The 16,467-nt window shown below is 51.7% G+C and carries 14 protein-coding genes; 10 read left to right on the top strand and 4 right to left on the bottom strand.

Translation table 11 applies throughout. From position 1 onward, the window contains the following. Positions 1-235: 235 nt before the first annotated feature. Together gyrA and serC are read left to right on the top strand one after the other, a co-directional pair. Positions 236-2,938, top strand: coding sequence for a DNA gyrase subunit A (gene gyrA / locus ACIDEJ_RS04555; RefSeq protein WP_411986914.1), 2,703 nt, complete (start codon positions 236-238; stop codon positions 2,936-2,938). A gap of 78 nt (positions 2,939-3,016) precedes the next feature. Further along, positions 3,017-4,111, top strand: coding sequence for a 3-phosphoserine/phosphohydroxythreonine transaminase (gene serC, locus ACIDEJ_RS04550; protein WP_411986913.1), 1,095 nt, complete (start codon positions 3,017-3,019; stop codon positions 4,109-4,111). A gap of 84 nt (positions 4,112-4,195) precedes the next feature. Here serC and ACIDEJ_RS04545 read toward each other — a convergent pair whose 3' ends face one another. Then, positions 4,196-5,386: an amino acid aminotransferase gene (locus tag ACIDEJ_RS04545; RefSeq protein WP_411986912.1), complete on the bottom strand. Its 1,191-nt coding sequence runs from the start codon at positions 5,384-5,386 to the stop codon at positions 4,196-4,198. Positions 5,387-5,814: 428 nt separating this feature from the next. On the opposite strand from ACIDEJ_RS04545, the gene aroA reads away from it, so the two are divergent. The 8 genes from aroA (at position 5,815) to ACIDEJ_RS04505 (ending at position 13,059) form a co-directional block, all read left to right on the top strand. Beyond that, complete coding sequence (gene aroA, locus ACIDEJ_RS04540) at positions 5,815-7,095, top strand: 3-phosphoshikimate 1-carboxyvinyltransferase (RefSeq protein ID WP_411986911.1); 1,281 nt, start codon at positions 5,815-5,817, stop codon at positions 7,093-7,095. Between the two features lie 132 nt (positions 7,096-7,227). Further along, positions 7,228-7,923 carry a (d)CMP kinase gene (gene cmk, locus ACIDEJ_RS04535; protein WP_411986910.1) on the top strand — a complete coding sequence of 232 codons (696 nt, stop codon included), beginning with the start codon at positions 7,228-7,230 and terminating at the stop codon, positions 7,921-7,923. 99 nt (positions 7,924-8,022) lie between these two features. Further along, positions 8,023-9,690, top strand: coding sequence for a 30S ribosomal protein S1 (gene rpsA, locus ACIDEJ_RS04530; RefSeq protein ID WP_411986909.1), 1,668 nt, complete (start codon positions 8,023-8,025; stop codon positions 9,688-9,690). Positions 9,691-9,763: 73 nt separating this feature from the next. Then, positions 9,764-10,051, top strand: a complete 288-nt coding sequence (gene ihfB, locus ACIDEJ_RS04525; protein WP_411986908.1) for an integration host factor subunit beta — start codon at positions 9,764-9,766, stop codon at positions 10,049-10,051. 289 nt (positions 10,052-10,340) lie between these two features. Then, a complete protein-coding gene (locus tag ACIDEJ_RS04520) occupies positions 10,341-10,613 on the top strand; it encodes a LapA family protein (RefSeq protein ID WP_411986907.1) in 273 nt (90 codons plus the stop codon). A gap of 1 nt (position 10,614) precedes the next feature. Further along, entirely contained in the window at positions 10,615-11,775 is a 1,161-nt protein-coding gene (gene lapB / locus ACIDEJ_RS04515; RefSeq protein WP_411986906.1) for a lipopolysaccharide assembly protein LapB, read from the top strand. A 32-nt stretch (positions 11,776-11,807) separates the two neighbouring features. After that, positions 11,808-12,512, top strand: coding sequence for an orotidine-5'-phosphate decarboxylase (gene pyrF / locus ACIDEJ_RS04510; protein WP_411986905.1), 705 nt, complete (start codon positions 11,808-11,810; stop codon positions 12,510-12,512). A 1-nt stretch (position 12,513) separates the two neighbouring features. Then, positions 12,514-13,059, top strand: a complete 546-nt coding sequence (locus ACIDEJ_RS04505) for a DUF2058 domain-containing protein (RefSeq protein WP_411986904.1) — start codon at positions 12,514-12,516, stop codon at positions 13,057-13,059. Between the two features lie 135 nt (positions 13,060-13,194). Here the strand turns inward: ACIDEJ_RS04505 and ACIDEJ_RS04500 are convergent, their stop codons facing one another. The 3 genes from ACIDEJ_RS04500 to ACIDEJ_RS04490 form a co-directional block, all read right to left on the bottom strand. Beyond that, on the bottom strand, positions 13,195-14,523 hold the full coding sequence (locus ACIDEJ_RS04500; protein ID WP_411986903.1) for an anti-phage deoxyguanosine triphosphatase: 1,329 nt from the start codon (positions 14,521-14,523) through the stop codon (positions 13,195-13,197). Positions 14,524-14,534: 11 nt separating this feature from the next. Next, complete coding sequence (gene yfbR, locus ACIDEJ_RS04495; RefSeq protein WP_411986902.1) at positions 14,535-15,122, bottom strand: 5'-deoxynucleotidase; 588 nt, start codon at positions 15,120-15,122, stop codon at positions 14,535-14,537. A 126-nt stretch (positions 15,123-15,248) separates the two neighbouring features. Then, positions 15,249-16,463, bottom strand: coding sequence for a pyridoxal phosphate-dependent aminotransferase (locus tag ACIDEJ_RS04490; protein ID WP_411986901.1), 1,215 nt, complete (start codon positions 16,461-16,463; stop codon positions 15,249-15,251). Between the last annotated feature and the right edge of the window lie 4 nt (positions 16,464-16,467).

Here is a 16,467-nt window from a genome sequence, read left to right as displayed (position 1 = left end):
ACCGGTCTTTAGCGGTTGCCTATAAAACGTCCAAGCCATCGAATTTCAAGCAAATTTGCCAAAATCTGCCAAAGACCGTGCAGATATGGGAAATGTCGGTTCCTAAGCGCTCAGAGGACTTACGGGGAGGCAGAACTGTGTTAGAATGACCCATTACATTAGTAGGTAGTAAGGCTCGACAATGACACGGAACAACAAGTTGTCAGCTTAATACATAAAGGGGATCGAGCAGTTTATGACTGATCAGGCTTCATCCATTTCGCCAATTAATATTGAAGACGAACTTAGAACTTCCTATCTCGATTACGCCATGAGTGTAATTGTCGGCAGGGCCTTGCCAGACGTCCGTGACGGTTTGAAACCGGTTCATCGCCGTGTGTTGTTTGCGATGAATGAGCTGAAAAACGACTGGAACAAACCCTATAAAAAATCCGCCCGTGTGGTTGGTGACGTTATCGGTAAATATCACCCCCATGGTGATAGCGCCGTATACGACACCATTGTGCGTATGGCACAGCCATTTTCTTTGCGCTACACGCTGGTGGATGGGCAGGGCAACTTTGGCTCCATTGATGGTGATGCCGCAGCAGCCATGCGTTATACCGAAATCCGCATGCAGCGTCTGTCGCATCATCTGTTGGCGGATCTGGACAAGGAAACGGTGGATTTCGTACCCAACTATGATGGTACCGAGCAGATCCCGGAAGTGCTGCCCACCCGTATTCCCAACCTGCTGGTCAACGGTTCATCAGGGATTGCCGTGGGGATGGCAACCAACATTCCGCCCCACAACCTGACAGAAGTGATCAATGGCTGCCTGGCCTTGATTGCCAATCCCGAATTGCCCATTGAAGCATTAATCGAATATATTCCCGGCCCCGATTTCCCCACCGCCGCCATCATCAACGGGCGCAAGGGGATTGAAGAAGCCTACCGCACCGGGCGTGGCAAGGTGATCATGCGGGCTCGGGCCGATTTTGAAACCGAAGATAACGGCCGTGAACGCATTATCGTCACCGAAATCCCTTACCAGGTGAACAAAGCGCGGCTGATTGAAAAAATTGCCGAGCTGGTCAAAGACAAAAAGATTGAAGGGATCAGCGGCCTGCGGGATGAATCCGACAAGGACGGCATGCGGATTGTCATCGAGATCAAGCGCGGGGAAGTGGCAGAAGTCGTTCTCAACAACCTTTATGCCCAAACCCAGATGCAATGCTCCTTTGGCATCAACATGGTGGCACTGGCCAACGGTCAGCCAAAGCTTTTCAATCTTAAGGAGATGCTGGAAGCTTTCATTCTGCACCGTCGTGAAGTGGTCACCCGCCGTACGGTTTATGAACTGCGTAAAGCCCGTGAACGCGCCCACATTCTGGAAGCATTGGCGGTGGCGCTGGCCAATATCGACCCCATTATCGAGCTCATCAAAACCTCGCCTAGCCCCAGCGATGCCAAACGGCGCTTGGCCGAACAGGGTTGGGCCTTGGGCAATGTGCAGGCCATGCTGGAAAAAGCCGGCGATGATGCAGCCCGGCCGGAATGGCTGGAGCCCCAATTCGGCATTCACGATGGGCTGTACTTCCTGACCGAGCAACAGGCGCAGGCCATTCTGGATTTGCGTTTGCAAAAACTGACCGGCCTTGAGCACGACAAAATCCTGCAGGAATATGATGACTTGCTGCAAACCATTGCCGGTTTGCTGCACATTCTGCACAGCTCCGAACGTCTGATGGAAGTGATCCGGGAAGAACTGGAAGAGGCGCTGGCCCAGTTTGGTGATGCCAGACGCACCGAAATCAACGAGTCTGCCGCCGATATCAGCCTGGAAGACCTGATTAATGAAGAAGACGTGGTGGTAACGCTGTCCCATCTGGGATACGCCAAATACCAGCCTATCACGGACTATCAGGCCCAGCGCCGCGGCGGTAAAGGCAAGGCGGCCACCAAGGTGAAGGATGAAGACTTTGTCGAAAAGCTGCTGATTGCCAATACCCACGATACCATTTTGTGTTTCTCCGATTTCGGCAAACTGTACTGGCTCAAGGTATACCAATTGCCGCTGGCCAGCCGCCAGTCCCGAGGCCGCCCCATTGTGAACCTGCTGCCGCTGGAAGGTGAAGAGCGCATTACCGCCATCTTGCCGGTACGGGAGTACGAAGAAGACAAGTACATCATCATGGCCACCTCTCACGGTACCGTGAAAAAAACGGCCCTGACACAGTACAGCCGCCCACGGAGTAACGGCATTATTGCGGTTAACCTCAAAGACGGCGATCAGTTAATCGGGGTGGACATTACCGATGGCGACAGCGAAATCATGCTGTTCTCCGACGCCGGTAAAGTGGTGCGTTTCAAAGAAGCGGAAGAATCCGCGGTACTGGATGAAAATGGCAACCCGGTACTGGATGAAAACGGCCAGCCTCAAGTGAACTTCAAAGGGGTTCGCCCCATGGGCCGGACAGCAACCGGGGTGCGCGGCATCGCCCTGGATGACGGTCAAAAAGTGGTTTCCTTGATTGTGCCTCGTGGCGATAACGCCATTTTGACGGTTACCGCCAATGGGTATGGCAAACGCACGGCTTTGGATGAATACCCATCGAAGAGCCGCGCCACCAAAGGGGTCGTCTCCATCAAGGTAAGCGATCGCAACGGTCCGGTTGTCGGGGCAATACAAGCTGCGGACAACGATGAAATCATGCTGATCAGCGATAAAGGCACGTTGGTGCGCACTCCGGTGAGCGGCGTGTCCCTGATAGGCCGAAATACCCAAGGGGTGACCATTATCCGCACCGCGGATGATGAAATGGTTGTGGGCTTACAACGCATTGACGAAATCCATTCAGAGGACGATGATATTCCCGATGACGTGGATGCAGAAGGGTTGCCGGATGCACCCGAAGCCACAGACGATACCGCTACAGATGAAGATACTGCAGAATAAACTGCAAGGGTAAAAAACGGGCGTCCATAGTGACGCTCGTTTTGTCTCTAACTGTTTTATGTTTCAAGGAGAATATGAGTGAGCACCGTTTATAATTTTTGTGCCGGTCCGGCTATGTTGCCACCACCGGTGATGGCCAAAGCACAAACAGAATTACTGGACTGGCAGGGGCAAGGGGTTTCCGTAATGGAAGTCAGTCACCGTGGTGCTCCTTTCATTGAACTGGCAAAAACTTCCGAAGCCGATGTGCGCGAGCTCATGAACATTCCGGACAACTACCATGTGCTGTTTATGCACGGTGGTGGCCGCGGCCAGTTTGCCGCAATTGTGAATAATTTTCTTGGTAACAATGGCCGTGCCCTGTATCTGGTCAGTGGCCAATGGTCCCGTTCCGCTGCCGCCGAAGCCTGTCGCTTGGTGGGTGACGCTCAAGTTGACACCATGGATATTGTGTCTAAAGTCAATGGCTTGAACCAGGTAACCCTGCCAGCGTTGACCGGTGCCGCCGACAAGTACCGCTATGTGCATTACTGTCCGAATGAAACCGTGGATGGTATCGAAATTTTTGATGAAATTGATGCACCATGGCCGGTAATCGCGGACATGTCATCCACCATCATGTCCCGTCCAGTGGATGTGAGCAAATTCGGCCTCATCTATGCGGGCGCCCAGAAAAACATCGGCCCATCAGGACTCAGCATTGTGATTGTGCGGGATGACTTGTTGCAGTTGCCTTCAGTGAATCCGTCATCCATCATGGATTATCGCATTGCGGTTAAACATGACTCCATGTTCAACACACCGCCAACTTTTGCCTGGTACTTGGCGGCTGAAGTCTTTAAATGGCTAAAATCCATGGGGGGCATTGCCGCGATTGAAAGTCGCAACAAGCAAAAAGCCGCACTGTTGTATCAATGCATTGATCAATTGCCGTTTTATAAAAATGGCGTGGCATTGCCAAACCGCTCTCGCATGAACGTGACATTCCAACTGGCGGATGAAGCACTCAACAAAGCGTTTTTGACCGCCGCCGAAACCCATGGGCTGGTGGCGTTGAAGGGGCATCGCAGCGTAGGTGGCATGCGTGCCAGTCTATACAATGCCATGCCGCTGGAAGGCGTGCAGGCTTTGGTGGACTTCATGCAGGCATTTGCTGCCAAACACAGCGCTTAACGGTCAATCCTGTCCCATCCGAGATAAAAAAAGCGGCATTGCAGCCGCTTTTTTACCATTATCCCTTTAGGCGTGGATACCGGGTTACAGCACGGCAGCAATGGCCTTGGCGAGATAATCCACGTTTTCTTCGGTGATCCCGGCCACACTGATACGGCTGGAGCTCACCATGTAAACCCCGTATTCCTGCTGCAGGCGCGCCACTTGTTCTGGCGTAATGCCCAAAAAGGAAAACATCCCTTTTTGCCGGGCAATAAAGCCAAAGTCCCGGGTGACGCCTGCTGCCTTGATTTTGTCCACCAGCAATGCCCGATTGCCGTTAATGCGGTTGCGCATCACGGCCAGTTCCTCTAGCCATTGGGCGGTCAGCTCGGCAGAATCCAGAATGGTTTCCACAAGGGCTGCGCCGTGGGCGGGCGGCATGGAATAGTTGGCCCGGATCACATGCAACATCACTGACAGGGCGATTTCCGCTTTTTGTGAATTTTTGGCAATCACCCCGCAGGCGCCAATCCGTTCACGATAAAGCCCGAAGTTTTTGGAGCAGGAGGCACATAACAGCATGGCATCCACTGCTTGGGCCATTTTGCGCACGCCATAGGCATCGCGCTCAAGGCCATCACCAAATCCCTGATAGGCCATGTCAATTAATGGTGTAAAGCCGCGCTCTGTGGCTACCGCCACCACCTGATCCCATTGGGCCTCGGTCAAGTCCTGCCCTGTGGGGTTATGACAACAGGCATGCAGCAGTACCACGTCGTCAGCCCCCAACTGTTGCAACGCTGCCAGCATGTCATCAAATTTCAACTGGTTGTTGACGTTATCGTAGTAAGGGTAGTTTTTGACTTGCAGACCGGCGCCCTGAAACAGGCTGATATGGTTGGCCCAAGTGGGATTGCTTACCCAAACCGTGGCATTGGGATTACAGCGTTTTATGAAATCTGCCGCCACTTTCAATGAGCCGGTGCCGCCGGGGGTTGATACTGCCCGGACGCGGTCTTGGGCCATGACGGGATGCTCCGCGCCAAATGCCAGTCGGCAAATGAGCTGATTGAATTTGGCACTGCCGCTGGGGCCGATATACACTTTGGTGGTTTCGGTTTCTGTGCGCAGACGTTCAGCGGTTTTCACGCAGGCGAGAATGGGGGTATTGCCTTGGGGATCTTTATAAACGCCCACGCCCAAATCGACTTTCAATGGACGCGGATCTTCACGAAACTGGCTCAGCAGCCCGAGGATGGGATCTGCCGGCATGGGTTTTAATTGATTAAACATCTGCAGTTAGAGGTGCTAGTGATTAGTCTTTGTAGCATAACGGCATTTTTGCCGGATGTTAACAATCGCTCCCAATTGGCAGAAATTAATTCACAAACAGTGGGTTTGCCGAGGGGGACAATCAGCCATTGGCGGATGTTCTTGCTTACCGTGTTTTTCATCCGACATCGCAAAGCTTGCTGCAATTTTGTACAGCCGCAAAGGATCCCATGGTCTCTGGGTGGAAAACGGTTGAACTGCTGTCGTGGATCAGTCAAGTTATAACCACGGATATCACGGGTAAGTGCTGCAGCTTGTTAGGGACCTTCAGACACTATATTGAGCCGTGCGCACAATGATGTTGTTCGGGCATGCATTTGTGCGTTCATGGAGGGATAGCCATGAAAATTTTTCACGCAGCTTGATGCCGCCAATTAAGAAACTTGAATATGAAACAATTACATCTGCCCCATGTGGCCCGTTTTGCCGGGGAAGTGAATATTCCCGGCTCAAAAAGCATTTCCAATCGGGCATTACTGCTCGCCGCCCTGGCTCAGGGAGAGACGGAACTGACCAACTTGCTGGATTCGGACGACATTCGCCACATGCTGGCGGCGCTGTCACAACTTGGCGTGAGTTACCGGTTATCTGCCGATAAAACCCGTTGTGTGGTGCAAGGCCATGGCGCGCCATTTTCGGTAAAAGAGCCGCTCACATTGTTTTTGGGAAATGCCGGTACCGCCATGCGGCCATTGTGCGCCGCCTTGACCTTGGGGCATGGTCAGTTTGAGTTGACCGGTGAGCCCCGTATGGAAGAGCGCCCCATCGGGGATCTGGTGGATGCCTTGCGCCAGCTGGGCGCCAATATTGATTATCTGAAAAACGAGCATTATCCGCCGCTCAAAATCCACGGTACCGGTCTGGCCGGGGGCAACGTGACCATTGCCGGAACATTATCCAGCCAGTTCCTGACCGCGCTTTTGATGGTTGCGCCTCTGGCACGGTCAGCAGTTGAAATCGACGTAGTGGGGGAGTTGGTGTCCAAACCCTATATCGATATCACCTTGGCATTGATGGCCAAATTCGGGGTCACGGTAGGCAATCATGATTACCGTAAATTTACCATTGCCGCCGGACAGCAATACAAGGCACCGGGAACACTGCTGGTAGAGGGAGATGCCTCTTCCGCTTCTTATTTCCTGGCGGCCGGAGCCATTGCTGGCGGAGAAGTAAAAGTAACCGGCGTGGGGCGTCAAAGCATTCAGGGCGACATTAAATTTGCCAATGCACTGGCGGCCATGGGCGCCGAGATAGAATGGGGTGATGATTTTATCATTGCCAGAGGCAGCCGGCTTGATGGCATCCACATGGACATGAACCATATCCCCGATGCGGCAATGACCATCGCCACCACCGCCTTGTTTGCCGAGGGTGAAACCTGCCTGAGCAACATCTACAACTGGCGCATCAAGGAAACCGACCGCCTCAATGCCATGGCCATTGAACTGCGCAAAACCGGTGCCCAGGTGGAAGAGGGCCGTGACTACATTCGGATAACCCCGCCAGAAAAGCTCCGGTTAGCCACCATTGATACCTATAATGATCACCGGATGGCAATGTGCTTCTCGTTATTGGCTTTCGGTGAGGCGGGCGTCACTATTAATGATCCCGATTGCACCTCCAAAACCTTCCCGGACTATTTCACGCGTTTTGCGCAATTGTCACGATAACGTAACAGCAAGTCACCGGGACTTTATAAAAAACGCCGTCGTCACGGGCCGTATTCATGTATAATACGGCCCGCTTAATTCCGGGGGAACCGATACCGTTTTCTCCGGAAGACACTAATTGCGGAGGAATTTATGTCTGAACGGGCGCCTGTTGTCACTATTGATGGCCCCAGCGGTGCGGGGAAAGGAACCATCAGCCAGATGTTGGCTACCCGACTGGGGTGGAAGCTACTGGATAGTGGTGCGATTTACCGGGTACTGGCTCTTGCGGCTATTCATCACAATGTGGCACTGGACAACGAAGAAGCCATAACCTTGCTTGCGTCGCATCTGGACGTGCAGTTTTTGGCTGCCACTGAAAAAGAAGCCACCAAAGTTGTCCTTGAAGGTGAAGATGTCACCCTCAGCATCCGCTCCCAAGAATGCTCCGATGCCGCCTCACGAGTTGCGGCATTTCCCCGGGTACGTGAAGCCTTGTTACGTCGCCAGCGAGCCTTTAATGTTGCCCCCGGCTTGATTGCGGATGGCCGCGATATGGGTACGGTGGTTTTCCCTGGCGCACCGGCCAAATTGTTTCTCACCGCCACGGCTGAAGAGCGCGCCGAACGGCGCTATAATCAGTTGCGGGACAAGGGGTTTGATGTTAACATCGAACGTCTTTTAACCGAGATTAAAGAGCGGGATTTCAGGGATATGAACCGCGCAGTAGCGCCGTTAATCCCTGCAGAAGACGCTCTGGTGATTGACACCACTGGTCTTGGCATTGAAGAGGTGTTCCAGCAAGCGCTGGCACACATTGAGCGAAAATTATCTGCCGCTGATAACTAACTATCAGCGGTGTTTGGTATCTCCGGCAAGGATGCAGGAGACTAGTGAACTGACCCCATGCTCAGGACGTAGTATGGTTTTAATCTTAAAGTAATTAACATGACTGAATCTTTTGCTGATCTGTTTGAACAATCCCTTCAACAACTGGAATTCCGCCCAGGTTCTATCGTTCGCGGTACTGTAGTTGCCATTGAAAACGGCATGGTACTGGTTGACGCTGGCCTGAAATCAGAAAGCCCAATTCCTGCCGAGCAGTTTAAAAACGCCCAAGGCGAACTGGAAATTGCTGTTGGTGATCAAGTTGACGTAGCGCTGGATAGCGTGGAAGACGGTTTTGGTGAAACCCAGCTGTCACGCGAAAAAGCCAAACGCCATGAAGCTTGGATCGTTCTGGAAAAAGCTTACGAAGACAATGAAACTGTTACCGGTGTTATCAACGGTAAAGTGAAAGGTGGTTTCACTGTTGAATTGAATGGTATCCGTGCATTCCTGCCTGGTTCTCTGGTTGACGTTCGCCCTGTTCGCGACACTGCTCACCTGGAAAACAAAGACCTGGAATTCAAGGTTATCAAACTGGATCAGAAACGTAACAACGTCGTGGTTTCTCGCCGCGCTGTTATTGAATCTGAAAGCAGCGCCGAACGTGACGCCCTGCTGGAAAACCTGCAGGAAGGTCAAGCGGTTAAAGGTATCGTTAAAAACCTGACAGACTACGGTGCATTCGTGGATCTGGGCGGTGTTGACGGCCTGCTGCACATCACCGACATGGCTTGGAAACGTGTTAAACACCCATCTGAGATCGTGAACGTTGGTGATGAAATCACTGTTAAAGTATTGAAATATGACCGTGAACGTACCCGTGTATCTCTGGGCCTGAAACAGCTGGGCGAAGACCCATGGCTGGAAATCAGCAAGCGTTATCCAGAAAACACCAAACTGACTGGCCGTGTAACCAACCTGACTGACTATGGCTGCTTCGTGGAAATCGAAGAAGGCGTTGAAGGTCTGGTACACGTATCAGAAATGGATTGGACCAACAAGAACATCCACCCATCCAAGGTTGTTAGCCTGGGCGACGAAGTGGAAGTACTGGTACTGGATATCGATGAAGAACGTCGTCGTATATCTCTGGGTCTGAAACAGTGCAAAACCAACCCATGGGAAGATTTTGCCAACCGTTACGCCAAAGGCGACAAAGTTACCGGCAAGATCAAGTCAATCACTGACTTCGGTATCTTCATCGGTCTGGACGGTGGCATCGACGGTCTGGTTCACCTGTCTGACATCTCTTGGAACAACAATGGCGAAGACGCTGTTGGCGAATACAAGAAAGGTGATGAAATCACTGCAGTGGTACTGTCAGTTGATCCAGAACGTGAACGCATCAGCCTGGGTGTTAAACAGACTGAAGATGATCCTTTCAATGCCTACCTGGCAGACAAGAAGAAAGGTTCTATTGTAACTGGTACTGTAACTGCTGTTGACGCCAAGGGCGTAACCGTAGAGCTGGCAGATACTGTTGAAGGTTACATTCGCGTATCTGATATCAGCCGCGATCGCATCGAAGACGCTTCTACCGTCTACAATGTAGGTGATAGCGTTGAAGCCAAGTTCATGGGTGTGGATCGTAAGAACCGCAACATCAGCTTGTCTGTTCGTGCGAAAGATGAAGCCGAAGAGAAAGAAGTAATGGCTAACCTGAACAAACAGGAAGATGCCGTTATGACTAACGCTATGGCTGAAGCATTCAAGGCAGCCCGCAAATAATGAACCTTGATGGCAGGGGCTTTGCTCCTGCCCGTAGGCGACAGTGTTTGGCTTGAAAATAGGGGTAGCAAAGATGACAAAATCCGAATTGATAGAAAAACTCGCTACATCGCAGTCTCAGCTGTCAGCGAAAGAAGTGGAAAATGCCATCAAGGAGATGTTGGAGCAAATGGCGAAGACGTTGGAAAGCGGTGATCGCATCGAAATCCGTGGCTTTGGCAGTTTCTCACTTCACTATCGAGCGCCTCGTGTCGGAAGAAATCCGAAAACTGGAACATCTGTTGAGCTGGAAGGCAAATATGTTCCACACTTTAAGCCCGGAAAAGAACTGCGCGAACGGGTAGACGCCAGTATCGGTTAATTATTTCAGGTCCAGCATCCTTGGTAACAGCTTGTTCCGGGGAATGTACTTGATGCGATAAAGTCGGAAATCATCTCTATGGTTTCCGATTTTTTACATTTATGCTGGGCATTTTTATGATGTTCCCCTGACATGTGCCATCCTCCTTGCGCTGTCACTTGTCCATCAGCAATGATTGATCACCTTCAACCCCAAGCTTTTTTCTCCCAGGACGAGCGGCAACACTGGTCAGCCCCTGCAATTTACTGGATAATCAGAGCATTGAATGGGGCGAACTGCGGGGTTAACGATGAAGTCATTTCTGGTCACTATCTTACTGGCATTACTTTTTGTTTTGGCATTGATCTTCGGCGCCCGTAATGAGCAGTTGGTCACGATCAGTTATTTTGTGGCCCAGGGGGAATACCGTTTACCCATCGTATTGGCCGTGGTGTTTTTACTGGGATTCTTGGTGAGTTGGATTGTTGCCTTTTATTACATTGTTCGTCTGAAACTGTCATTGAAAAGCGCCCGTAAAAAAATAGCCTCCCTGAGCGCTGCCCAACAGGAGCAAAACGCCTGATATGTTGGAGCTGTTTTTTCTTTTGTTACCGGTTGGCGTGGCCTATGGATGGTACATGGGGAGGCGTAACCTCCGACAACAACTGAACATAAAACAGGAAAAACTCAGCCGGGATTATTTCACTGGCCTTAATTTTTTGTTGTCCAATGAATCCGATAAAGCGGTTGATCTTTTCATCAGCATGTTGGATGTGGATGATGAAACCATAGATACCCACCTGTCGTTAGGCTCGCTATTTCGCAAGCGGGGCGAAGTGGACCGGGCCATTCGCATACACCAAAATCTGATTGCTCGGCCGTCTCTTTCCGTGGCACAGCGGGATTTGGCAATGATGGAGCTGGGACGGGACTATCTCGCGGCGGGATTTTATGACCGTGCGGAAGAAATTTTCCTGAACATGGCGGCCCAGGTAGAACATTCGGATAACGCTGAAAACGAGCTGATTGCCATTTATCAAATGACCAAGGAATGGCAAAAAGCCATTGATATCACTCAGCGGTTATCTCGGAAAAAGCAGCAATCCTTAAAACCTGTCATTGCCCATTTTTATTGCCAGCTTGCAGAAGAAAGCGATGATAACGGCGGGCAAATAAAGTTATTGCGCCGGGCGTTAAAACAACATCCCGCCTGTGGCAGGGCATTATTGGCCTTGACCCATATTTACCTGCAGTTATCCCGTTATCATGATGCCCAGCAGATGTTGACCAAACTGTGTGATGCGGATGCGGGATTATTTGCCGATGCGCTGCCTTACGCCAAACGCCTGGCCAGTGAGACGGGTGATGACGATTATTACCGACAGCTTCTTATCCGCGCGATTGATAAAGGCGCCGGGGCATCGGTGGTGGTAGCCTTGGCGCAACAGCTGATTGATGATGGTGATGTCAAAGGGGCCGAAAACCTGGTGCTGGCCGCGTTATATCGCCATCCGACCATGCGCGGCTTCCAGTTGTTGATGCAAATTCACCTTCGCCAGGCAGAAGCAGGGCAGGCACGAGACAGCCTGGCCATGCTGGAGCAACTGGTAGAGCAGCAAATTCGCTTTCGCCCGAGTTATCGCTGCTGTGAATGCGGTTTTCCGTCACATACCCTTTACTGGCATTGCCCCTCCTGCAAAAATTGGGGCAGCATTAAACGTATTCGAGGTCTTGATGGTGAATAGCCATCAGTCAAAACTGATCCATTGGAGTTCAAATGTTGGAAAAGCCTATTGTAGTTGCACTGGATTTTGACAATAAATTCAAAGCGCTGCAGCTTATAGACAAGCTAGACCCAAACCTTTGCCGCCTGAAAATCGGCAAAGAGATGTTCACGCTGTTCGGGCCGACACTGGTAAAAGAGATACAGAATCGGGGATTTGACCTTTTCCTCGATTTGAAATTTCATGACATCCCCAATACGGTGGCCAAAGCGGTTGCCGCAGCTGCGGAGCTTGGGGTCTGGATGGTCAATGTGCACGCCAGCGGCGGTTTGGCCATGATGGAAGCGGCCCGCAAGGCGTTGTTGCCTTACGGCGAAAATGCGCCACTGCTGATAGCGGTTACCGTACTGACTTCCATGAGCAGCGAAGAGCTGCAGCTGATAGGCGTTAATGCCACGGCAGAAGAGCAAGTGCGCCGCCTGGCACAACTTACTTATGATGCGGGGTTGAACGGCGTGGTTTGCTCTGCACAGGAAGCCGGCATGCTAAAGCGCCGTTTTGGTGAGGATTTCAAACTGGTGACCCCAGGCATTAGACCCCAAGGCAGCGACGCTGGCGATCAGAAACGGATCATGACCCCATTGGCGGCATTGGAAGCCGGTTCCGATTATCTGGTGATTGGCCGCCCCATCACTCAGGCGGCAGATCCCCTGTTGGCATTGGAAGCCATATCGCAATCCATTCACGCAAGGAGTTGATATGGCCAATGCATTGCAAGAACAGCTGTTAAAAGCCGGTTTGACCAGTAAACAGAAAGTCAAAGACGTCAAAACCCAAAAAAAGCGTAATCGCAAGGCCAATATTGACGATGGCAGCAGCGCATTAAAGCAGCAAATCATGGCGCAAAAAGCCGAACAGGCCCAGCGCGATAAGGCATTGAACGAACAACGCTTTGCCGAAGCCACCGAAAAAGGGCTGGTGCGTGGTTTGATAACGGAAGTGAAAACCCGGGCGGTTTCATTACCCGCTGACGGTGATCTGAAGTTCAACTACACCCTGAACAACAAGATTTATCCGGTTTACCTTACGGCCAGATTGCAGCAACAGTTGTTGTCCGGCAAGTTGGGGATTGTCAGATTGGAAGATCACAGTTACCTGGTGCCGCACAAACTGGCGGAGCGGGTTAATTTGCTGGTGCCTGAATGGGTCGGGTATTTGTGGCAGCCCACCGCGGAAACCACCGATACCGTGGATGAAGATGACCCTTATGCGGATTATGTCATCCCGGATGATCTTATGTGGTAATGCCGCGCATCCTAAAGACAATCATGACAAAGGCTCTGTACAAGGGCCTTTGTCGTTTTGGTGGCCGTATCATTCATTTGGCCTTGATTCCAGTTTGCAGCCCTCAATACCGTAATGCTTGGATGGGCCATGTGCTCAATAGTTGAAGTCCATTAAAGAGGCGGCTCGGGGACTGAATAACTGCTGATGCAGCCTGGCGGCAAACTCGTCAGTCATGCCGGCAATGTAATCGGCAATGACCCGCAGGCTGTTGCCGCCATTTTGCTGCACGCATTGCCAGCGGGCTTGGGTGTTGAGCGGCAACAACCGCATGGGATCGGATGCCAGGGCTTCAAATAATTCCATCACTATCTGCTGCCCCTTATATTCCAGTATTTGAATTTCCGGTTTGCGCACGACAAATGTCAGGACAAATTGCTTGAGGATCTCCAGCAGTTGATCATAAGGGGACGCCAGCACCGCCTGGTAGTGCAGCAGCGGCTCAGTGAAAAGCGGTTTTTCTTCAATACCGATGGCTGTGACCAACGCATTCACCAAGGTGCCAATGGCATCTTTGCGGCAATAATGCTTTTCCGAAAACAGGACGCTGTCTATCTGGGTTAAATACTGTTTCATCCAGATATCGCTAAGCTGCTCCAACTGGGGCACCACAAAGTCGCGCCATTGGCTGCGGCTGACAATGCCCATCACGATGGCATCTTCCAGATCATGAACCGCATAGGCGATATCATCCGCCAGCTCCATGATGGAGCAATCAAAAGATTTATGGCGGGTGCGCTGATGACCGCTGCCATTTGGCGGCGCCGCCGGAGCAATGAATATCTGCCGCTCATCTTCTGGCAACGGCGCCAATACCCAGTGAAATACCGCCGCATCATCATTGAAAATGCCTTTCACCGGTGGCCATTGACTGGGTTTTAGCTGCCGGTAGTGGGTGATATGGCTTTCGGCCATGGGCTGGCGTAATGTGTCCGCCAGCGCCGGGTATTTCATGATCCCCAAGAGGGTGCGCCGGGTCAGGTTCATGCCAACATGTTCGGTATAAGGCTCCAGTTTGGCCAAAATGCGGAAAGTCTGGCCATTGCCTTCAAAACCGCCATGGCTGCGCATCATGTAATTAAGGGCGCTTTCGCCCCCATGGCCGTAAGGCGGGTGGCCGATGTCATGGGCAAGGCAGAGGGATTCAATCAGGCTCATGGAGTCAAGCCAGGGTTGCAGTTGGGGATAGCCATGGCGGAGCTGGGCCGCGATGCCGGTACCGATTTGTGCCACTTCCAGCGAATGGGTAAGACGGGTGCGATAAAAATCGTTCATGCCCACGCCCAGTACCTGGGTTTTGGCCTGTAAACGGCGAAAGGCCGCCGAGTGCATGATCCGCGCCCGGTCCCGCTGATAGGGCGTGCGATGATCGTTATGTCGCTGGCAATCCTGTTCCCGGCGTTCAAGCCAAGGTGTCGTCTCCATCCTGACCTCCGCTATAGCAACTGGTTAATCTGATCCAAATCGAGGGTAAAACTCGGTATGAATTCTGTTCTGAAATACCTTACCGCAGGGTCTGGATTATTATCCAGCATCTCTTCCAGACGGCGCTTGGCCGAGTTGAACTCACTGTTGCCGGCGTGCTTCTCTTCCAGGCATTTCAAATAGGCACACAGGGTATCGGCAGACTTTATCAACTTGCGGTAATTGGCATCATGGTCATGGCTGACAAACAGGGCGCGATAATCTTCGCGAAAGGGCTCCGGCACCATCTGCAATAGCCGCGTTTCGGCAATGGCCTCGATTTTTTTGTATTCGGTTTCAATCTCCTTGTTGAAGTATTTGACCGGGGTGGGCAAGTCGCCGGTCAATACTTCACTGGCGTCATGGAAAATGGCCAGCGTGGCCGCCCGCTCCGGCGAGTAGTCCCCGTCAAACAAACGATTGCTGATGATGGCCAGGGCGTGAGCCACCATGGCGACTTGCAGTGAGTGTTCCTGAACATTTTCCTGGCGGATATTATGCATCAGCGGCCAACGCTGGATCAGCTTCATCCTCGCCAGGTGGGCAAATAGATGGCTCATCTTGTCCTCGATGATGAATGGCTAGATGGGATTACTTTACCCCATGCGTTACTGGAATGGCAGCGCTTGCTACAGGATGACGTGAAAGCGTAAAAAAGCCGTGACGGGCACGGCTTAAGATAAAACTTATTGGTGGTAATGACTTAAGAAATCCCCGAACGCGAACAGCGCGCGCTGCAGATCCTCCTTGTAAGGCAGGAACACCACCCGCAAATGATCCGGTGCCGCCCAGTTAAAGGCGGTGCCTTGCACCAGCAGGATTTTTTTCTCTTTTAGCAAATCAAGCACCAGCCGCTCGTCATCACGCAAACTGAAACGCTTGGCATCCAGTTTGGGGAACGCGTACATGGCGCCTTTGGGTTTTTTACAGCTCACGCCCGGGATCTGGTTTAACAGTTCGTAACAGGTGTCACGCTGAATGGCCAGGCGTCCGTCAGGTGCTGTCAGCTCATTGATGCTTTGATATCCGCCCAGGGCGGTTTGTATGCCGTGCTGGTTGGGCACATTGGCACATAAACGCATGGACGAGAGCATTTCCAGCCCTTCAATATAACTTCTGGCTGCCTTACGGTTGCCAGACAGCATCATCCAGCCAATGCGAAAACCGGCAGCACGATAAGCTTTTGATAACCCGTTAAACGTAATGGTTAAAATGTCATCAGACAAACTGGCCGCATGGGTATGCTGCACGCCGTCGTACAGGATCTTGTCGTAAATTTCATCGGCAAACAGGATTAATGAATGCTCACGGCAAATTTCCACGATTTCCAGCAATAACTCTTTGGGATATACCGCCCCGGTTGGGTTGTTGGGGTTGATGATCACAATCCCACGGGTGCGGGGAGTGATTTTGCTGCGAATGTCATCCAGATCCGGGAACCAGTCGGCTTCCTCGTCGCAGATGTAATGGCGGGCCTTGCCGCCCGCAAGATTCACCGCGGCGGTCCATAATGGATAATCGGGGGAGGGCAGCAGCACTTCATCTTCGGAGTTGAGCAACCCCTGCATCGACATCATGATAAGTTCTGATACACCATTGCCGATGTACACGTCCTCAATATCCACACCCTTGATATTTTCAGACTGATAATGCTGCACAATCGCCTTGCGGGCGGAGAACAGACCTTTGGATTCACAATAACCCTGAGAAGATGGCAGGTTCAGGATCACATCACGGACAATTTCTTCGGGGGATTCGAAGCCGAATACAGCTGGGTTCCCGATATTGAGCTTGAGGATTCGGTGACCTTCATCTTCTAGGCGGCGGGCTTCCTTATGAACCGGACCACGAATGTCATAACATACACTGTCCAGTTTATGGGATTTAATAATAGGCCGCATATTA

The organism is Shewanella mytili, from assembly GCF_046765975.1.
Lineage (GTDB): Bacteria > Pseudomonadota > Gammaproteobacteria > Enterobacterales > Shewanellaceae > Shewanella > Shewanella mytili.
Note: the sequence above shows the minus strand (reverse complement) of the source record. Positions and strands in the feature narration are given on the sequence as shown.